General features: G+C 69.8%; 11 protein-coding genes and 1 pseudogene. 9 read left to right on the top strand and 3 right to left on the bottom strand.

Annotated elements, in window-relative coordinates:
* A partial coding sequence (fabD, locus tag D7V97_RS20645) for an ACP S-malonyltransferase (protein WP_120612365.1) occupies positions 1-1,056 on the bottom strand: 1,056 nt, incomplete at its 3' end.
* Positions 1,057-1,207: 151 nt separating this feature from the next.
* Here fabD and D7V97_RS20640 point away from each other — a divergent pair.
* Positions 1,208-2,425 carry a cytochrome P450 gene (locus D7V97_RS20640; RefSeq protein ID WP_158623417.1) on the top strand — a complete coding sequence of 406 codons (1,218 nt, stop codon included), beginning with the start codon at positions 1,208-1,210 and terminating at the stop codon, positions 2,423-2,425.
* A gap of 25 nt (positions 2,426-2,450) precedes the next feature.
* Here the strand turns inward: D7V97_RS20640 and D7V97_RS20635 are convergent, their stop codons facing one another.
* Together D7V97_RS20635 and D7V97_RS45975 are read right to left on the bottom strand one after the other, a co-directional pair.
* Positions 2,451-7,763: a type I polyketide synthase gene (locus D7V97_RS20635; RefSeq protein WP_233583016.1), complete on the bottom strand. Its 5,313-nt coding sequence runs from the start codon at positions 7,761-7,763 to the stop codon at positions 2,451-2,453.
* A 216-nt stretch (positions 7,764-7,979) separates the two neighbouring features.
* Positions 7,980-8,234: pseudogene (locus tag D7V97_RS45975) on the bottom strand (integrase core domain-containing protein); the annotation flags it as partial.
* 104 nt (positions 8,235-8,338) lie between these two features.
* Here D7V97_RS45975 and D7V97_RS20630 point away from each other — a divergent pair.
* The 8 genes from D7V97_RS20630 to D7V97_RS20595 form a co-directional block, all read left to right on the top strand.
* Complete coding sequence (locus D7V97_RS20630; RefSeq protein ID WP_120612362.1) at positions 8,339-9,697, top strand: hypothetical protein; 1,359 nt, start codon at positions 8,339-8,341, stop codon at positions 9,695-9,697.
* Positions 9,697-10,047, top strand: a complete 351-nt coding sequence (locus tag D7V97_RS20625; protein ID WP_120612361.1) for a DUF2019 domain-containing protein — start codon at positions 9,697-9,699, stop codon at positions 10,045-10,047. Before D7V97_RS20630 ends, D7V97_RS20625 begins: the two co-directional genes overlap by 1 nt.
* A 249-nt stretch (positions 10,048-10,296) precedes the next feature.
* The gene (gene sbnA, locus D7V97_RS20620) at positions 10,297-11,256 is read left to right on the top strand and encodes a 2,3-diaminopropionate biosynthesis protein SbnA (protein WP_233583014.1); all 960 of its coding nucleotides are present in this window, start codon (positions 10,297-10,299) and stop codon (positions 11,254-11,256) included.
* Between the two features lie 51 nt (positions 11,257-11,307).
* A complete protein-coding gene (gene sbnB, locus D7V97_RS20615) occupies positions 11,308-12,321 on the top strand; it encodes a 2,3-diaminopropionate biosynthesis protein SbnB (RefSeq protein ID WP_120612360.1) in 1,014 nt (337 codons plus the stop codon).
* Between the two features lie 78 nt (positions 12,322-12,399).
* Complete coding sequence (locus tag D7V97_RS20610) at positions 12,400-14,034, top strand: cyclic peptide export ABC transporter (RefSeq protein WP_120612359.1); 1,635 nt, start codon at positions 12,400-12,402, stop codon at positions 14,032-14,034.
* Positions 14,035-14,072: 38 nt separating this feature from the next.
* On the top strand, positions 14,073-15,152 hold the full coding sequence (locus D7V97_RS20605) for a Gfo/Idh/MocA family protein (protein WP_158623416.1): 1,080 nt from the start codon (positions 14,073-14,075) through the stop codon (positions 15,150-15,152).
* Entirely contained in the window at positions 15,149-16,615 is a 1,467-nt protein-coding gene (locus tag D7V97_RS20600; protein ID WP_120612357.1) for a GMC oxidoreductase, read from the top strand. The genes D7V97_RS20605 and D7V97_RS20600 overlap by 4 nt, the downstream gene beginning before the upstream one ends.
* Positions 16,616-16,656: 41 nt before the next feature.
* On the top strand, positions 16,657-20,170 hold a 3,514-nt coding region (locus D7V97_RS20595; protein ID WP_147444899.1), incomplete at its 3' end, for a condensation domain-containing protein.

Genomic DNA, 20,170 nt, shown 5'->3' with positions numbered 1-20,170 from the left:
CGCCCGCCCCATGCGAACCACCAGCTCCCGGGAGGAGATCCCCTTGTACATGGAGCCCGCCACGTAGGAGAGCCGCACGCCATGGGCCTCGCGGAAGGCCTGGCTGCCCAGCCTGTCGGCCCGCACGGTGCGTGCCACGTGCTCGGTGGCGGGCGGGGGTGCGCGGCCCCGCGGGGGCGCGCGCACCTCGGGCGGTGGCGCCGCGACGGGCACGGCCACGGGCGTCGCCTGACGGATCTGCCGGACGAGCCCCGTCAGGACCTGGCCGTGCCCCACCTCCACGAACGCCTGCTCGCCCAGCCCCAGCAGGTAGCGCACGCTCTGCGTCCAGCACACCGGCGAGTCGATCTGCCGCGCCAGCAGCTCCGGCAGCCGCCCCTCGTCGTAGGGGCGGGCCTCGACGTTGGAGATCACCGGGAAGCGCAGGGGTGCGAAGGTGAACGCCCGCAGGAAGGCCGCGAAGGACTCACGCGCCGGGCGCATGTAGCGCGAGTGGAACGCGGCGCTCACCTTGAGCAGGACGACCTGGGCCCCCGCGGCGCGCAGCTCGGGCACCACCCGCTCCAGGTCCTCTTTCGGTCCGGACAGCACCTGCTGGCTGGGCGTGTTGTCATTGGCCAGGTCCAGGGTGTGCACCCCCAGCCGCTCCAGCAGCTCGCGGAGGCGCTCCGCGGACAGGCCGACCACCGCGGCCATGCCTCCACCGCTCGCCTGCCCCATCAACTCACCGCGCTTGCGGACCAGGAGCACGCCTGTCGCGAAATCGAACGCACCCGCGGCGAACAGCGCGTTGTATTCGCCCAGGCTGTGACCCATGGCGTGCTCCGGGTCGCGCCCGTGGCGCTCCCGCTGCTCCAACCAGGCGAGGGCGTTCAGGACGAACAGCGCGGGCTGGGTGTACCGGGTCTGCTCCAGACGCGCGTCCTGATACACTTCCGCCAGACGGTATCCCAGCAGTGCGTCCGCCTGGGCCAACAACCCCGGGTGCCGCGCAAGCAGCTCCTCCCCCATCCCCCGCTTCTGCGAACCCTGACCAGGAAACACGAACGTCGTCATGCGTTGCACCCGCCTCCGTTTCCGAAACACGGAGGTTAGTCCGCCGGCCCCCGCGGTGAAACACCGCTCACGCCAGCACGCTTCGAGTCCAGCACCCCGAGCCCCGAGCCTGGGTTATCATGTTCACGTCTCCCCGAGAGGAAATCACCCCATGAGCCAAGAACAGAAGTTGCATGTCAACATCCTGAGCCCCGAGTTCCACGTCAATCCATACCCACTCTACAAGCAGCTGCGTGAGCAGGAGCCCGTGTATTGGAGTGAGGAGACGCGACACTGGTTGCTCACGCGTTACGAGGACGTGCAGGTGGCCCTGCGCGACACGACCCGCTTCTCCAGTCAGAGCAGCGAGACCTTCGTCGTGCGCGATGACTTCATGCAACACCTGCGGCCCATCATCACCCACTTCTCGATGTGGGCTGTGATGAAAGACAACCCCGAGCACAAGCGGCTGCGGGGGCTCATCAACCAGGCCTTCCGCCCCGACAACGTCAAGGACATCCACCTGCGGGCGCAGCAGACCGCGGACTGGTTGATCGACCAGGTGTACGACCGGGGGGAGATGGACTTCGTCAATGACTATGCCTACGCGCTGCCCGCCCTGCTCTTCGCGGTGGAGATCCTGGGCATGGACCGCGGGGACCTGCCGACGTTCAAGACCTGGAGCGTGGACCTCGCGCGGGCCACGGGCCGCATCGACAACCTGGAAATCATGCTGAAGGGCCAGGACGCGCTCCTGGCGATGACCGACTACCTCACCCGCGCCATCAACGAGCGCATCGAGCGCCCGCGCGAGGACTTCATCTCCTACCTGGTCAAGGCGTGGCGCGAGGAGAGCAAGCTCACGCTGGAGGAGGTGGTGGCCCAGATGGTCCTGCTGCTCGCGGGGGGCCACACCACCACGCAGAACGTCATCAGCACCGGCCTGCTCGCGATGTTCAAGCACCCTGCGCAGATGGAGCGGATGCGGAAGAACCCGCAGATCAACCGGGCCGCTGGCGAGGAGCTCTACCGCTTCACCTCTCCCGCCCAGGCCCCCACGCGCATCGCCGCGTGTGACTTCGAGCTGGGCGGCAAGCAGATCCAGAAGGGCCAGGGCATCATGCCCATGGTGGCCGCGGCCAACCGCGACCCCGCCTTCTTCGAGCGGCCGGACGAGCTGGACCTCACCCGCGAAAAGAACCCCCACCTGGGGTTTGGTACGGGCATCCACGTCTGCCCGGGCGCCTTCCTGGCGCGCGCGGAAATCCCCGTCGCCTTCGAGACGCTCCTGCGGCGAATGCCCGACATCCGGCCCAAGAGCGACCTCGAGGACTGGAACATGAACCTCAGCTTCCGGGGCCTGTCCACCTTCCCCGTCTGCTGGAGCTGAGGTCCGCCGTCCTCCGCCCCTCGCGTCAGCCCGCCGCGTCGAGTTCCAACGCGACGAGCTTTCGCCGGGGGCGGACCTCGCCGGGGGCGTCCAGCCAGTAGCGCTGGCGCGAGAAGACCACGGGAGGCCGTGGCTCACGCCGGGACCGCTGCGCGTCGGGGGCCTCGCTCACGAGCACGTGCGCATTGGTTCCCCCGAAGCCAAACGCGCTGATCCCCGCCCGGCGCACGCCCTTGAGCGGTTCCCACGGTCGCAGCGTGGTGTTGGGCAGGAGCGGCGACGACTCGAAGTGGAAGCGCGGGTTGGGCGTCGTGCAGTGCAGCGTGGGTGGGAGCTGCCGGTGCATCAGGGAGAGCACCACCTTGATGAAGCCCGCGACGCCCGCCGCGCTGAGCAGATGCCCGAAGTTGCTCTTGACGCTGCCCACCGCGCAGGAGCCCGGGCGTGCGCCTGCCGGGGCGAGCACCTCGGTGAGGGCCTTGAGCTCGATGGGATCCCCCAGCATGGTCCCGGTGCCGTGCGCCTCCACGTAGCCGAGGGTGCGGGGATCGACGCGGCCCTGGCGCAGGGCCTCCTCGATGACGGCGCGCTGCCCCGCGGGATTGGGCGTGGTGACGCCCATGGTATGGCCATCATTGTTGACGGCCGTCGCGTCGATGACGCCGTAGATGCGGTCTGCGTCGGCCAGGGCCTTGCTCAAGGGTTTGAGCAGGACCACGCCCGCGCCCTCACCGGGCACGAACCCGTCCGCCTTCTCGTCGAAGGTCTTGCACCGACCCTCGCGCGACAGGGCGCGGCTCTCGCTGAGCGTCAGGTAGACGGCCTGATCGAGCAGGATGTCCACGCCCCCCGCCAGCGCCAGCTCCGACTCCCCGGAGCGCAGGCTCTGGCAGGCCAGGTGGATGCTCACCAGCGAGGATGAACACGCGGTGTCCACCACCAGCGCCGGCCCCTTCAGGTCGAGGAAGTGCGACACGTGCGCGGCGATGAAGTTCTGGCCTGAGCCGATGACGCCATTGCGTGTCGGCGCGGGCATGCGCGCGGAGTAGCCGCTCATCCGCGAGCCGACGAACACGCCCACGCGCTTGCCCGCCACGTCGAGCGGGGCATGGCCCGCGTGCTGGAGGCATTGGACGCTGACCTCCAGGAACTGGCGCATCAAGGGATCGATGCAGGGGGCATCCGTCCGCGCAATGTGGAAATAGTCCGGATCAAAGAGCTCGATTCCCTCGATGAAGCCGCCCCACTTCCCGATGCTCCGTCCGGGCTGGTGGGTGCTGGAGTAGAAGTCTGGGATGGGCCAGCGCGAGGCGGGCACCTCGGTGATGAGATCACAGCCGTCCCGCAGCGTGCGCCAGTACGCCTCCAGATCAGGCGACCCCGGGAAGTGGCAGGCCATGCCAATCACGGCGATCGGTTCCACGCCACCGGGCTCCGGCGCTCGCTCCGGCGCTCGAGGAGGAACCCGGTCCTCGCGGCGGGCGGCGGCGGGATGCGCCCGCGCATGGGCCGCCAACACGGCTTCAGGGTAGGCCTCCACCAGCTGGCCACCGAGCGCCGTCACGGTCCGGTACAGCAGGGGCAGCGACGGGTCGAGGCTCACGCCCAGCCACGCGTCCAGCTTCGTCACCACTTCAATGACGAGAATGGAGTCCACGCCCAGGGTCTCGAAGTCCGCGTCGGCATCCACCTGACCCGGCGCGAGATTGAGCTCCCGTGCGAACAGCTGCTGGAGCCACTGCCGGGCGAAGGCGCGGAGCTCCACGTCCGCGGAGACCGGCGGAGCGGACACGGGCGCGGGCGCCGCGGAGGGCGACGATGGCGCAGGGGGCACGACGGGAGGACTCGCCCGCGGCGCGGGGCGCTCGGTGCGCAGGGGGTGGACCCGGTCCGGCGGCCGCAGCAGGGCTCCGGGCACGAAGACGCTCGGCTCGACGACAGCCGGCAGCAGCACGGCGTGCCTGGAAGCGAGCGTCGCATCGAGCAGCGCCAGTCCGTCGGCGGTGGAGTGGGCGGTGAAGCCCAGTGCGCGATAGGCGGCGCTGCCGACCTCGCCCATGCCCACGTCCTTCCAATTCGGCCACACGATGGACTGATAGGGCGCATGGCCCTGGGCGCGCCGGTGCTCCGCCAGGAGGTTCATGAACTCGTTGGCGGCCGAGTAGTCCACGATGCCGGCGGCCAACGCAGGAACCAGGGCCGAGACCGAGGAGAACAAGACGAAGAACTCGAGCGGATCCCGGGCGAGCGCGCGCTCGAGCACGCGCAGCCCCTCCACCTTCGGCTCGAGCACCCGGCGCAGTTGGCCCAGGGGCTTGCTGCTGAAAGAGGGGGGATCGAAGCAGACGGCTCCCGCGGAGTGGATGCAGCCCGCGATGGGCCCGAGCCAGGCGCGCACCTCGCCCAGGAGCGCATCCAACGCCGCAGCGTCCGTCAGCGCTCCGGCATGGACACGCAGGTGAACCCCCTGCGCGGCCAGGGCTCGCAGGGGAGCAATCCGTTCCCGTAGGAGCGGGGCGGTCGCCGGGTCGGCGAGGAGCGCGTCCCAGTGGTGCTGGGGGGGCAACGGCTGCACCCCCATGAGGACGAGCCGCCGGGCCCCACGGGCCACCAGGTGCCGCGCCACCTCCAGGCCAATGCCACGCACCCCTCCGGTGATGACATACACCTTGTCGGCGGACAGGCGTGGCGCGGGACCGGGCGTGGTCAGCAGCGGGTGCAGCTCGGGGACGTACCTGCGGCCCCTCCGGAGGAGGACTTCGCCGCCGGGCTCACGCGACAGGAGCTCCTGGCGGAGCAACGACTCCAGCGCGCTGGCATCCCCGGGAACCTGCTCCAGGTCCACGGTGCGCGCCTGCAGGCGCGGGTATTCCACGCCGAGTTTGCTCACCAGGGCGGCCATCACCCCGCCGCCCAGGTCGAGCGCGCCGCTGGCCATGAAGGTGCGCAGGCCACGGGTGAAGTGCAGCAGCGGGAAGGACTCGCTCCGGCCGCGCTTCAGGAGCGTCTGCAACAGCCCGATCCGCCCGAGCGAATCGATCCGTGAGAGGCCATCCTCGTCCTCCTGTGGCGGGGTGCTTCGGAGGTCGGAGAGATCGATGATGCCCGCGAGCCTCCCGCCCCGGGCGTTGATCTCCTCCCCCATGCGGACACCGGCCTCATGACGGTCGAAGTCCAGGAGTGCATGGGCTCCAGGGCTCGCGATCCCCCAGTTCGCGATGAGGAACGGGTGCGTGTTCGGAAACGATGCGAGCACGCCCCGGGCCAGGTCGAGGGTGTCCCCGTTGGCCAGCACCACCAGGGTGCCCTTCAGGTCCAGTCCCTCCGACACGGACGGCTCCTCCACGGCGCGCCACCCCTTCGCGAGCAGGAGCGTGTTCTCGGGGAGGAGCATCGGGACGGGAGGCGCCTGCTCGTTGCCTCCCGGCGTGCTGGAAGCCGGCACGAGCGGGAGGACGGGGACTGGCGTCACGGTCCGCGACGGCACGGGCGCGAGCGCGAGGCGCGGGGACTCGGGGGGAACGTCCCGGGGGATTGGCGCCTGGATCCAGCAACGCTCCCGGGCGAACGGATAGGTGGGCAGCGCGACGCAGCGGTAGACCCCTTCCGGAAACAAGGCGGACCGCTCCAGGTCCACGCCGAGCACATGCAGTTCGGCTACGGCCTTGAGCGTGTCGCGCCAGGCAGTGCTCGGACTCCGCGGATCCAGTTCCTGGAGCAGACGCCCGCTCAGCTCACGCAACAAGCGCCTGGAGGACTCCGAGAGCGGGGCCGTGCTGGAGCCCGCGACCCGCCGTTCCCCGGGGGTGTCCCGGAACTGCGTCAGGAGCGAGCGCAGCTCCTGGAGATCGCAGGCCACGAAGGCAGCACGCCGCTCCAACCCCCCTCGCCCCCGCGCCAGCGTGAAGGCGACGTCCCCCGGATGAGGCACCCCGCCGTGGGACGGGGAGCGGCCCAGGGTGTCGACGAGGTTCGCGGCGATCTGACGGAGCGCCTCGTCGCTCCGCGCGGACAGGACGAAGAGGTACGCGGGCCGCTCGGGCGCACCCGCGCGGGGCAAGGGGGGCGGTGCCTCCTCCAGCACGAGGTGGCAGTCGGTGCCGCTGAAGCTGAAGGCACTGATGGCGGCCCGGCGCGGAGCACCTTCCTCCCCGACCCATGGGCGCAGCCGGGTGTTGACCTGGAAGGGTGTGTCCTCGAAGCGAGCGGAGTCACCATCCGCACGCGAGTGGAGCGAGGGAGGCAGTTGCTGATGCTCGAAGGCGAGGAGGACTTTGAGAACCCCCGCCACGCCCGCGGCCGAGACGCAGTGGCCCAGGTTGCCCTTGACCGAGCCGATGGCGCGGCCCTCCGTGCGTTGCGTCTGCTTCTGGAAGACGTGGCCGAGGGCTGCCAGCTCCAGGTCGTCCTCGCTGCGCACCCCGCTGCCGTGCGCCTCCACGTAGGAGAGGGTCTCCGGCTGAATCCCCGCCTGCGAGTAGACAGCGCGGATGAAGTCCGACCGGGACTGGGCGTCGCTGGAGGCGGGCGCCCCCGGAAACCGTGCGCCCTGGACGCTGTCGCTGCCCCGGATGACGCCGTGGATGTGGTCTCCGTCGGCGAGGGCCCGCGCCAGGGGCTTGAGGACCACCACGCCCACGCCTTCGGCGGGGACGAAGCCATCCGCTTGCGTCGAGAAGGGCCTGCACCTGCCCTCCGGGGACAGCAGCCCGGCCTGGGCCGCCATGCGGTGGAAGCGGGAGGTGGCCATGACGAAGACCCCACCCGCCAGCGCCCATTCCAGTGCGCCCGTCTGCAACTGCTGACAGGCCAGATGGATGGCGACCAGGGAGGACGCGCAGGCCGCGTCCACCACGAGGCCGGGGCCCTGGATGCCGAGCAGCCGCGACACCCGTGCCAGCAGCAACGAAGCGTCGTTGCCCGTGAAGAGCTGGGCGCTCTGCGGCTGACCCTGCTCCGTGAGCCCGAGCAGGTAGTCCGAAGGGCGCATGCCCATGAACACGCCGGCCCTGCGGTCCTCCAAGGCCGGAGCGCGATGGCCGGCATCCTCCAGGGCCTTCCAGCAATGCTCGAGCACGAGGCGCTGCTGGGGATCCATCAGCGCCGCTTCCTGTCGCGGGATGCCGAAGAAGTCCGGGTCGAAACAGTCTACCTCGTCGAGGAACCCACCCCGCGGCGCCGAGGGGCCGTGGGTCGGGGCGTCCAGCGTCCACCGCTCCCGGGGCACCGCCGTCACCGAGTCGACGCCCTGGCTCAGGTTGGCCCAGAAGGACTCCAGGTCCCTGGCGCCCGGGAACCGCCCCGATACCCCCACGATGGCAATCGGACTGCGGGGCAATGCCCCCCCTCCACTCGCGGTGCTTCGGTCCTCATCCACAGGGAATCCCCGTATCGGTAGAAAATTCGAGGCCCATTGTATTGCGATGGGCCAGGGGAATACCACCCCCGTCCGGGAGGAGACCGCTGCGTTGAGCGGATCAGCTTGGGCGGCCCGCCTCGTAGAGACCGGCGGTCTCAAGCGGTGAACGCACCACTCGGGTGCCTCAGCCGTTCGCTCGTACTCAGCCGGGCTGACATAGCCGAGTGAGGAGTGACGACGCCTGCGGTTGTAGAACACCTCAATGTATTCGAACAGCGCGAGCCTCGCCTCCGCGCGCGTCTTGAAGGTGCGCGTGTAGACGAGTTCCAACTTCACGCTGCTGAAGAAGCTCTCGACGACGGCATTGTCCCAGCAGTTGCCCTTGCGGCTCATCGAGCAGGTGATGCCGCGCTCGGCGAGCCGCCGTCGGTAGTCCTCGCTGGCGTATTGCTCAGATTCAACTCGGAGCACCCGTCAGCTCTCTCTGGCATTACACGACTTCGCGTCGACGATGGACTCCCGACGGAAGCGGGCCAGCGCCAGGAGGGCTCCGCATGCTGCCACGATGGTCGATTGCCGTGTTGATCGTGATGCTGGCCGGATGCAGCGGCACCACGAAGTCCGTGCGCCTGCACACGGGCCACGGCGAGCCCATTGTCCTCACCCCACGCAGCGGCGATGCCGCGACGGTGGAACTGGACGAAGACGACTTCGTTGAAGCCGTAGATGCGCTCGCCCAGAGCGTGCGGCCGTCCACCCGTCCCCAGGAAACGGCCCGGCGGTTGTTCGAGGTGGACTCGCGCAGCGGCTCGTACCTGTACGAGCCACGCAGCCACCGTGTCATCCCGCTGGGACCAGGCGAACACCTGGAGGGCGAACAACCCGCGACAGCGGCGGAGGTGGAGTTGGCGCGCGCCTACCTGCGCTGGTGCGAGCGCACGAACAAGCCCGGCGATTGCCTGCGCCTCTTGGTGGAGAGTCCCACGGTCACCGGGGATGGACGTTACGCCCTGGCCATGGCCCTGGCCCAGGGCGTCGTGTTGAACGAGATGATGGATGCCTTCAAGGACATGGCCGACCCCCAGGCCATGATGTCGGCGGTTCTCTGGACGTGGACCACGTACATGATCTTGCTCGCGGTGCCCGAGCCCTTCTCGAAGGGCGTGGCCGCCGTGATGACCGCCTCCCTCATTGCCTATGTGGGGGTCGATACATTCTGGAGCCTCATCGTTGGCTTCAAGCGGCTGGTGGAGGCGGCGGATCGGGCCACCACGTTTGACGAACTCCGCGAGGCCGGGGAGGGCTACGGCAAGGTCATGGGCCGCAATGCGGCGCGCGCGTTCGCCATGTTGGCCACGGCTGCCATTGGGAACACGGCGGCGGGGCTGGGGTCGAAGGTGCCAATGCTCCCCGGCGCCGCGCAAGCCGCGGCGCAGGCCGAAGCGCAAATGGGCATCAGGCTCGCGGCGGTCGCGGACGTGGGAACGGTGACCGTGAGCGCCGAGACCGTCACGCTCGCCCTCGCGCCCGGCGCTGTGGCCATGGCGGCCAGAGGCACGGGCGGCGGCGCCCCCGCCAAGGCGCGTCCCACGGGCTACAGGGCCTGGGGCTCGTTCAGTGGCTTCAAGAAGGCCATGGGCCCGGCGGGCAAGAACAAGGAGTGGCACCACATCGTCGAGCAGACCCCGGGCAACGCGAAGCGCTTCGGTCCCCAGTCCCTCCACAACACCGAGAACATCATCCCTCTGGACAAGGCCCTACACAGCGACGTCAGCGCGTTCTATTCGTCGATTCGACGCGATATTACCGGCTCGCCATTGACCGTGCGGCAATGGTTGAGCACGCAGTCCTACGAAGCCCAACGTGACTTCGGGCTACTGGCCATCAAGAACATCGGGAAGGGGCTCTGGTGATGAAGTTGGAGGATCTTGTCGAGCAGTTCGTTCAGAACGTAGCCGCGCAGAACGAGGCCATCTTCCGGGGAGACGCCAAGACCGGGAACAAGCACGCCAGGAAGTACGGGGCCGCCGTCGATAAGCTCCTGGCCCACGGCAATGCCGGACGTGACGCCCTCGCCGTGCTGCTCAAACATGAGCGAATGGACGTTCGCGTGATGGCTGCCGCGCATCTGCTCCGCTATCGGACGTCCGAAGCCAAAGCGGTCCTGGAGGAAGCTGCCAAGGGACAGGGGTTGGTCCCGTTCGGGGCGCAGCAGGCATTGAAACGCTGGGAAGAAGGAACCTGGGCGCTCGATCCGGAATAGCCCGCATCGGATGGACGGCCTCATGCCAAAGCGGTTCTCCCCGGCCCCTTTCCACACCAGTGGCCCCGCCGCCAATACCTCTCAAGCTTGCTGCTGAGCCCCCGGGCTCTGACTCGGTGCGCCAGACTTTCCATCCAGGATTGATTGTCACAATACCGTTTTTCCCTCTGGTCGAGAAATTCAAGCAGATCAAACATTTCGGCCGAAACGTTGACTTCCAAGCAATTTGGGAATATTTGGTAAGTCTCTGTGAACCCCCTCCCCCTCATCGAGCGCCTCCGCGCCCTGCAGCTGGTCCTGCAAGAGACGCCCACGGTGCGTCTTGAGATGGAGGGGGTGGAGCTGCATGCCAAGCTGGAGGGACAGAACCCGGTGGGCAGCATCAAGGACCGGCCTGCGGTGTGGGTCCTCAAGCGCGCCGCGGAGCGCGGTGACCTGACCGAGGGCTCCACCATCGTGGAGTCCTCCTCCGGCAACTTCGCCTCCGCGCTGGCGACCTACGCCCGGCTGCTCGGGCTGAAGTTCATCCCCGTCATCGATCCCAACATCACGCCCGGCTACGAGTCCTTCCTGCAGCGCACCTGCGAGCAGGTCGTGAAGGTCACCGAGCGCGATGACATGGGCGGCTTCTTGAAGACGCGCCTCCTGAAGGTGCGGGAGCTGTGTGCCAGCATCGAAGGCGCCTTCTGGCCCAACCAGTACGGCAACCCCGACGTCGTCGAGGCGCACTACTGGCTGACCGGCGAGGAGATCCGCAGGACCTTCAAGACGCTGGACTATGTTTTCATCGGCGTGAGCACGGGCGGCACCATCGCGGGCGTGTCCCGCCGGCTCAAGGAAGCGTTTCCTTCCGTCCAGGTGGTCGCCGTGGATGCCCAGGGTTCGGTCATCTTTGGCGGTCCCGCCGGGAAGCGTTACATCCCCGGCATCGGCGCCAGCGTGAAGCCGGAGCTGGTCAACCACGCCCTCATCGATGACGTGGTGATGATCCCGGAGCATGAGACGGTGCAGTGCTGCCGGGAGCTGCTCCAGCAACACAACCTGCTGGTCGGCGGCTCCTCGGGCTCCTGCTTCGCGGCCGTCAAACGCTACCTGCCCCGGTTCCGTGCCTCGGCCACGCCCCCCACCGTCCTCTTCCTGTGCGCGGACCGCGGGACGGCCTACCTGGACACCATCTTCACGCCCGCCTGGGCCGCGCGCTTCTCCTGATGTCCCCCTGTCCTGGACTTCCTTCGAGGCGCTCCCCTCGGAAGCCCCACCATGCCCTTTTCCTTCTCCGTCATCACCGGCAAGACCATCCACTCCATCATCCGGGAGGCCCCCCAGGCCTGCACGCAGCACGTGCAGGAGGCCTACCTCACGCATGAGGCGAAGCAGTCGGTCAACCCCGACAGCTACTTCCTGCGGTTTCCGGAGCAGCCCTCCAACCGCATCATCGCCCTGCCGGCGTACCTGGGCGGCGACATCCACGTGTCTGGCATCAAGTGGATCGCCAGCTACCCGGACAACGTCTCCAAGGGCTTCCCCCGGGCCTCGGCCGTGCTCGTGCTCAATGACTACGAGACGGGCTATCCCTTCGCGTGCCTGGAGAGCTCCATCATCTCCGCGGCGCGGACCGCGGGCTCGGCGGTGCTGGCGGCGGAGTGGCTCAACGGCCGCAAGCGCCAGGTCCGGACGCTGGGCATCGTCGGCAACGGCCTCATCGCCCGCTACATCTACACGTTCCTGATGGAGCTGGGCTGGGAGGTGGACGAGGTCCTGCTCCACGACCTCGTCCCCGCGGAAGCCGAGCGCTTCGCCCGCGAGTCCTGCCGGCCGGAGCGCCACCGCGCCATCCGCTGCGAGCCGGACCTGGCGACCGTGGTGCGCTCCAGCGACCTGCTCGTCCTCGCGACGGTCGCCGGCACGCCCTACATCCACGACCCGGCCCTCCTGGCCCACAACCCCATCGTCCTCAACATCTCCCTGCGGGACCTGGCGCCGGAGCTCCTGCTGGCCTCGCACAACATCGTGGATGACGTCGAACACGTCATGAAGGCCAACACGTCGCCCCACCTGGCGGAGAAGCTGAGCGGCGGGCGGCAGTTCGTGAACGGCACCCTCGCCCAGCTCATCCAGGGCCGGTGCCAGGTGGACCGCACCCGACCGATCATCTTCTCCCCCTTCGGGCTCGGCGTGCTCGACCTGGCGGTGGGCAAGTGGGTCTACGACGTGGCGGTCGCCCGCGGCGAGCACGTCGTGGTGGATGACTTCTTCTTTGAGCTCACGCGCTGACGTCCCTTCGCGCGCGGCGGGCCCCAGCCCCCGAACAACCGACCCCACGCGGGCAATGACGCGTCACAGGCCCCCCTCATGTTCTCCCTGTTGTCGCTACTGCTGAGCCGCTCCCGGACCTCGATGATCGCCATCGCGGTCGCGGGCATCTTCTCGGGCCTGTGCAACAGCGCCCTCCTTGCGTTGATCAGCCAGACGCTCGGCTCCAACCAGTCCTCCCTGCGCAACATGGTCGCGGGCTTCGTGGCCCTGAGCGTCGGCGTGCTGGTGGGCAACATCGTCCCGGAGCTGCTGCTCGCGCGGGTGTCCCGTTCCATCACCGCGGAGCTGCGGATCAAGATTGGCCAGCGCATCCTCGCGGCGCCCTACCGCCGCCTGGAGGTCATCGGCAAGGGGCCCGTGCTCGCGGCGCTCGGGCAGGACATCCAGGCCATCGTCAACACGGCCTCCAAGATCCCCGGGCTGGTGGTCTGCACGACCATCATCCTCGGCTGCCTGGGTTACATGGCCTGGCTGTCCCCCCGCGGGATGTGGCTGGTGTTGCCGTCCATGGCGCTGCTGGTGGTGTTCTACGCCTTCGCGACCAGGCGGCTGGTCCCCCTCTGGCGCCAGGAGCGCGAAACCCAGGATGGGCTGTACCGGGAGCAGCAGCAGGTGCTGGACGGCATCAAGGAGCTCAAGCTCCACGGGCCTCGCCGCAGTGAGTTCATGGAGCATGACTTCGCACCGGCCGTGGAGCGCGTCCGCGCCACCGGCCTGCAGGCGGCCAACAGCGCCGCGTTGCTCGGCGGCTTCGTGCACTTCTTCACCTGGATCGTCCTGGGCGTGATGCTGTTCGGCGTCTTCGCCGTGAGCGAGCACGACTCCGACGCCACGCGCGGCTACGTGCTGTCGCTCATGTATATGTGGGGCCCCTTCCGCGGACTGCTCGAGGACGTCGGACGCTGGCCGCAGGTGAGCATCGCGCTCGACAAGCTCGGGCAGCTGGAGCTGTCGCTCGCCGAGCCCCTTCCCGACGAGGCCTCCGCGAACGCCCCCCTCGCGCTCCCGCCCGGCGGGCGCCACGAGGTGATCCTCGAGGACACGACCTACGCCTTCGGCGACACGGAGTCGGAGCAGTCCTTCCACGTCGGCCCCATCGACATGGCGCTGCGCCCCGGCGAGCTGGTGTTCGTGGTGGGCGGCAACGGCAGCGGCAAGACGACGATGGCCAAGCTGCTCACCGGCCTCTACACCCCGAAGACGGGACGGCTCGTGTGGAACGGCGTCCCGGTGACGGACCAGAACCGCGAGGCGTACCGCAACGCCTTCTCCGCCATCTTCACCGACTTCCACCTCTTCGATCACCTGCGCGGCGTCGACCCCCGCCAGCTCGAGGGACGGGTGCAGGAGTACCTGCGCCTGTTCGAGCTCGACTCGAAGCTCCAGGTCGTCAACGGCCGCTTCTCCACGACGAGCCTGTCCACCGGCCAGCGCAAGCGGCTGGCGATGGTCGTCGCGCTGCTGGAGGACAAGCCGTTCTACCTGTTCGACGAGTGGGCGGCGGACCAGGACCCGGAGTTCCGCGAGGTCTTCTACCGCCGGCTCCTCCCGGATCTGGCCGCTCGCGGCAAGGGCGTGGTCGTCATCACGCATGACGACCGGTACTTCCACCTCGCGCACCGGATCATCAAGCTGGAGTTCGGCAAGACCGTCGTGGCGGCGGCGGCGTGAACCCTCCGGCTGCGATGCACCGTCCGATTCCACTCCTCATGCTGGGAGCCGGCTTCTCACGGATGGCGCATGCGCCCGCGCTCCAGCGGCTGGGGGCTGCATTCCGCGTCGCGGGGGTCTTCAGCCGGACCCGGGAGAAGGCAGAGGCCGTGGCGCGCGACTTCCCGGGCCCGGTGCAAGTCTTCACCAACCTGGAGCAGGCGCTGGCGATGCCTGGGATTGAGGCCGTGGATGTGGCATTGCCCATCCTGCCCGCGTCGGACGCCATCGCGGCGGCGCTCGGCCGGGGGCTGCATGTCTTCAGCGAGAAGCCCATCGCTGAATCCGTGGAGCGCGCCCGGGCGCTTTTGTCCCTCCAGGCCGCGCACCCGGACCGCGTGTGGTGCGTCGCCGAGAACTTCCGCTTCTGGGAGACCGCCTGGCGCGTCCGGGAGTTGATTGGCGCGGGGGAGATTGGCACGCCGATCCTCTGCCACTACCCGACGTTCGTGCCCATCAAGTCCTCGCAGTGGTTCCAGACCGGATGGCGCCGCACGCCGGAGTACGATGGAGGCTTCCTCCTGGACGGCGGCGTCCACGACATCGCGGCCCTGCGCGTGATGCTGGGCGAGGTGGCCCAGGTCAGCGCCTTCGTGCGCGGCGTCGACCCCGCGCTCCCGCCGGCCGACACGATGGCAGCGTCGCTCGCCTTCGAGAGCGGGCTCGTCGCCAACTACTCGGTGACCTACGCGCTGGAGCCCGTCCAGCTCAAGCCGTGGGGCGTGGTGAAGGCGCTCCTCAGCGGGGCCGAGCGGCCCATCCGCGACCACTTCGGCCGCAAGCACATCCTGGGCACACACGGCTCCCTCTTCTTCATGCAGGACCGGGTGGAGCTGGTCCGGGGCTTGAAGCGGACCGTGTTCAAGGTGCGCTCGCGCGACATGATGGAGCAGCAGTTCGAGGACTTCCGGGCCGGCGTGCGCGAGGGCCGGCCCCTCCGCAACAGCCCGCAGGAGGCGCTGCGCGACCTGGCGGTGATTGAAGCGCTGCTCGCTTCGGCCCGGGGAGAGCAGGCCGTCCGGCCCGCCCGCGTGGACCCCGTCACCCTCCTGCCCTCCGCGGCGCGGAGCCCGTCATGAGCCCGCTTCCGCGGAGCTCCGACGTGGTGATCATCGGCAGCGGGCCCGGGGGCAGCACGCTCGCGCATGGACTCTCACGGCGGGGGGCGCGGGTCCTCGTGGTGGAGGAGGGGGACTTCCTCCAGCCGGATCCCGCGCGGGCGGACGAGCCCAGCATCCACATGCAGGAGTTCATGCAGGGAGGTCCGCAGCAGTTCGTCGGCGGGCCCTCGAAGTTCTATGGCGCGGCCCTCTACCGGCTGCGCGAGCAGGACTTCCAGGCCGTGCCCACGGAGACCGGCGAGTCCCCCGCGTGGCCCATCCGCTACGGCGACCTGGAGCCCTTCTATGGCGAGGCCGAACGCCTCTACGGCGTGCGTGGCTCCTCTCACGAGGACCCCTCCGAGCCCCCCCGTTCGCAGCCGTACCCGCATGGGCCCATTGAACACGAGCCGTACATCGCGCCCATCGTGGAGCGCCTCCGCGCCCAGGGGTTGCCCGTCGCGTACATCCCCAAGGCGGTGGACGTGGGCCCGGGCGGCAAGTGCATCCTCTGCTCGCGGTGCGACGGCCACTACTGCCAGCGCGACGCGAAGATGGATGCGGAGCTCGCCGCGCTCCGCCCTGCCCTCGCCACGGGGCGGGTCCGGCTGCTCACGAAGACGCGCTGCCTGCGGGTGCTCACCACGCCGGACGGGCGACATGCCACCGGCGTCCTGCTGAAGCGGGGCAGTGAGGAGTGGGTGGTGGACGCGGGCGTGGTGGCGGTGTGCGCGGGCTTCGCGCAGACGCCCCTCTTGCTGCGGCGCTCGCGCAACGACGCGCACCCGGAAGGCATTGGCAACGCGTCCGGCTGCCTGGGCCGGTACCTGGCGGGCCACACGGCGGGGCTGCTCTTCCCCATGCGCGGCCTGAAGCGGGTGCCGGCGCTCCACCAGAAGACGTTCGCCATCAACGCCTTCTACGGCCCGTCGTCGGACTGGCCGTACCCGCTGGGCGTCATCCAGGCCGCGGGGCAGCTGCCCCTGTGGAAGAGCGTGCCCGCCGTGGTGAGGCCGTTCGTGCGGTTCATCGTCGAGCACAGCGTGACGTGCTTCCTGATGACCGAGGCCATCTCCAGCCGGGAGTCGGGCTTCGAGTTCAAGGGCGATGAGTTCGCCCGGATGCAGCCGCCCAAACCCAACGTGAAGACGTTCCTGCGGCTGCGACGGACCGCGGTGGACATCTTCAAGAAGGCGGGCTTCCGCTGGGTGGTGGCCCCCCGGAGCCCCGCGGACGTGTGGCACCTGGTGGGGACAGCGCGCTTCGGCGACGACCCGGCCACCTCCGTGTTGGATCCGCTCTGCCGCGTCCACGGGATGGACAACCTCTACGTCGTCGACTCGTGCTTCCTGCCCTCCGCGGGCGCGGTCAACACGACGCTGACGGTGATCGCCATGTCCCTGCGCGTGGCCGCCCACATCGCCGACCGCCTTCCTTCCTGACTGCCCTCACCCTGCTTTTCCGCGCCGCGGTGCCCAGAGCCATGAACGACCGAGTGCATCATCCCAAGGCCGCCACCCTGATGGACCTCCTCACGTCCCGGGTGGAACAGCACGCGGACTTCCCCATCTACACGTTCCTGGAGGATGCACCGGGGAAGCAATCCCTGATGACCTACGCCGGGCTGGACGCACGGGCCCGGCGCATCGGCGCGCGGCTCGCGGCCCGGCACGCGGGCCAGCGGGTGATGCTGCTCTACCCTCCGGGCACCGAATACATCGCGGGCTTCTTCGGGTGCATCCATGGCGGGGCCCTGGCCGTCCCCGCGTATCCGCCCGAGCCGACGCGCCTGGAGCGCACGCTGCCGCGCCTGCGCGCCATCATCCGCGACGCGCAGGCCACGGTGGTGCTCACCACGTCCGCCATCCTGGCGCTCGCGGAGCACATCTTCCTGCTCGCCCCGGAGCTGCGAGAGCTGGAGTGGGTGGCCACCGACGCGCTGCCCGAGGGGCTGGAGGACGGATGGCGGCGCCCGGCGTTGACGGGGGACTCGCTGGCGTTCCTCCAGTACACGTCCGGCTCCACCGGCAACCCCAAGGGGGTGATGGTCAGCCACGCCAACCTGATCGAGAACCTGCGCGCGCTCACGATCGGCGTGGACGTGCGGCAGCAGGATCAGTGGGTGATGTGGCTGCCGCCGTACCACGACATGGGGCTCATCGCCGGCATCCTCGGCCCGCTGTACGCGGACTGCCCGGTGACGCTGATGTCGCCGCTGTCGTTCCTGCGGCGGCCCTTCCGGTGGTTGGAGGCGCTGTCACGGCTGGGCGGTCAGGTGTCGGGCGGGCCCAACTTCGCGTTCGACCTGTGCGTGCGCAAGACGACGCCGGAGGAGCGCGCCACGCTCGACCTGAGCCGCTGGCGGGTGGCGATGAACGGCGCGGAGCCCATCCGCCCGGAGACGCTGGAGAACTTCGCGGAGACCTTCGCCCCCCAGGGCTTCCGGCGGGAGACGTTCATGCCGGGCTATGGACTGGCCGAGGCGACCCTCGTCGTCTCCTCCGGCGTCCCGCGCATCCCGCCCGTGCTGTACCCGGTGGTCGCCGCGAAGATGGAGCAGCACCAGGCCGTGGCCACGAGCGCGGACGCGCCGGGGGCCCGCGTGCTGGTGGGCAGCGGCAAGGTCGTGTCCGGCCATGAGGTCGCCGTGGTGGATCCGGAGACGCGCGTGCGCCGCGCCCCGGGCGAGGTGGGCGAGCTGTGGGTGTCCGGTCCCAGCGTGGCCGCGGGTTACTGGGGCAAGCCCGAGCTGTCCGAGGAGACCTTCCGGGCCCGCACGGCCGACGGCGTGGGGACCTTCCTGCGCACGGGCGACCTGGGCTTCCTTCAGGACGACGTGCTCTTCATCACCGGCCGCCGCAAGGACCTGATCATCGTCCGCGGACGCAACCACTACCCCCAGGACCTGGAGCTGACGACGGAGCGCAGCCATCCCGCCATCCGACCGGGCTGCAACGCGGCCTTCTCCGAGGAGGAGGCGGACGGCGAGCGGCTGGTGATGGTGGTGGAGGTGACGCCGGAGGGCGTGGACACCGAGGAGGTGGCGGCCGCCGTGCGCGCCGCCGTGGAGCAGGAGCACGAGCTGCGGCTCGACACCGTGGTGCTGGTGCCCCACGGCGCCGTGCCCAAGACGTCCAGCGGCAAGCTGATGCGCCGCGCCTGCCGGCAGATGCTGAGCGAGGGCCGCATGGAGGTGGTGGGCCGCTCCGTGCTCCAGCGCACCGCGCCGGTGGAGGCCGTGGCGGAGGACGCCGCGGCGGAAGCGATGCCGGACGTGGCCACGCTGCGCGCCCTGCCCGCCCCCGAGCTCCACCAGCGCCTGCTCGCCCTGGTGCGCCGCGAGCTCGCGCGCGCGCTGCGGGCCCCGCTGTCCGCCGTGGAGCCGTCGGTCCGGTTGAGCCACCTGGGCCTGGACTCGCTGGCGACCGTGGAGCTGGGCAATGCCTTCGAGCAGCACCTGGGCGTCACCCTGCCGCTCGCGCGCGTGCTGGCCGGCCCCAGCCCGGAGGAACTCGCGGGGATGCTGGCGGAGGCGCTCGCCGCCGCGGCCCCCGCGCCGCTCCCGGAGGCGGCGACCGTCTCTCACGGCGACTTCCCCCTGACGCCGGGACAGTGGGGGCTCTGGTTCCAGCACCAGCTCTCCCCACGCACCACCGAGTACAACATCACGCACGCCATGCGCGTCCGCTCCGCGCTGGACGTGCCCGCGCTGCACCGTGCCTTCCAGGCCCTGGTGGACCGGCACGCGAGCCTGCGCACCCTCTTCGTCCGCGTGGAGGGTCAGCCCGTCCAGCGCATCCTGCCCCACGCCCAGGTCCACTTCGTCCACGAGGACGCGTCCGCGTGGGAGGAGTCCCGCCTGGGCCAGTACCTGGGAGACGAAGCGGCCAGGCCCTTCGACCTCGCGGCCGGCCCGCTGATGCGGGTGCATGTCCTCTCCCGACCGGCGGGCGAGCACGTGTTGCTGCTGGGCGTCCACCACATCGTCGTGGACCTGGGTTCGATGGCGGTCCTGCTCCAGGAGCTGGGCGAGCTGTACGAGGGCGACGTGCGCGGCCAGGCCGTGGTCCTGGCCCCGGTGCGCCTGGACATGCCCGGGGTCGAGCGTCAGCAGCGCGAGGCCCTGGCGCGCGACGGCGAGGCGCTGTGGGCGCACTGGCGTGAGCGGCTCGCGGGTGAGCCCACGCCGCTGGAGCTGCCCCGCTTCCGCGCGCGGCCTCCCGTGCAGACGTACTCGGGCGCGGTGCACGCCTTCCGCCTTCCGGCGCCGGTGACGGAGCAGTTGCTCACCCTGGCCCGCGAGCGCGGCGTCACGCTCTACACGCTGCTGCTCGCCGCCTTCCAGACGCTGCTCCACCGCTACACCGGGCAGGAGGACGTGTGGGTGGGCTCGCCCGTCAACGGCCGCACCCGTCCGCAGTTCGCGAGCGTGGTGGGCTACCTGGTCAACCAGGTCGTGCTGCGCGGAGACCTGAGCGGCGAGCCGTCCTTCCTGGAGCTGCTGGAGCGCACCCGCGGGGTGGTGGTGGACGCCCTGGCCCACCAGGAGCTGCCCTTCACCACGCTGCTGGAGCGGCTGCGCGTGCGCCGCGATCCCAGCCGTCCTCCGCTCGCCCAGGTGGAGCTGGTATTGCAGCGCTCCTCCCTGGCGGGACAGGAGGCCGTGAGCGGGTTCGCCCTGGATGAGAGCGGCCTGCGCATGCGCATGGGCGGCCTGGAGGTGGAGTCGCTCGCGATTGCTCGGCACGTCGCGCCCTTCGACCTCACGCTCACCTTCGCCGAGGTGGAGGGCACGCTCGCCGGCACCCTGCGCTACAACGTCGACCTCTTCGACGCGGACACCCTGGCCCGCATGGGCGGGCACCTCGTGCGGCTCCTGGAGGGCATCGCGGCGGACGCCTCGCAGCCCCTCTCCCGGCTGCCGCTGCTGTCGGCCCAGGAGCACGCGGACCTCACCCGCCCACCCCGCGTACCCGTCGTGGAGCGCAGGGGCGCGC

Source organism: Corallococcus sp. CA053C, from assembly GCF_003611675.1.
Taxonomy (GTDB): domain Bacteria; phylum Myxococcota; class Myxococcia; order Myxococcales; family Myxococcaceae; genus Corallococcus.
This window is presented reverse-complemented; position numbering and strand designations above follow the sequence as displayed.

Excerpts from the sequence above, each read along its gene's own strand:
- D7V97_RS20610 (WP_120612359.1), top strand. The coding sequence starts at position 12,400 with ATGTTCTCCCTGTTGTCGCTACTGCTGAGCCGCTCCCGGACCTCGATG.
- D7V97_RS20600 (WP_120612357.1), top strand. The coding sequence starts at position 15,149 with ATGAGCCCGCTTCCGCGGAGCTCCGACGTGGTGATCATCGGCAGCGGG.
- D7V97_RS20640 (WP_158623417.1), top strand. The coding sequence starts at position 1,208 with ATGAGCCAAGAACAGAAGTTGCATGTCAACATCCTGAGCCCCGAGTTC.
- D7V97_RS20605 (WP_158623416.1), top strand. The coding sequence starts at position 14,073 with ATGCTGGGAGCCGGCTTCTCACGGATGGCGCATGCGCCCGCGCTCCAG.
- D7V97_RS20630 (WP_120612362.1), top strand. The coding sequence starts at position 8,339 with ATGCTGCCACGATGGTCGATTGCCGTGTTGATCGTGATGCTGGCCGGA.
- D7V97_RS20625 (WP_120612361.1), top strand. The coding sequence starts at position 9,697 with ATGAAGTTGGAGGATCTTGTCGAGCAGTTCGTTCAGAACGTAGCCGCG.
- sbnB (WP_120612360.1), top strand. The coding sequence starts at position 11,308 with ATGCCCTTTTCCTTCTCCGTCATCACCGGCAAGACCATCCACTCCATC.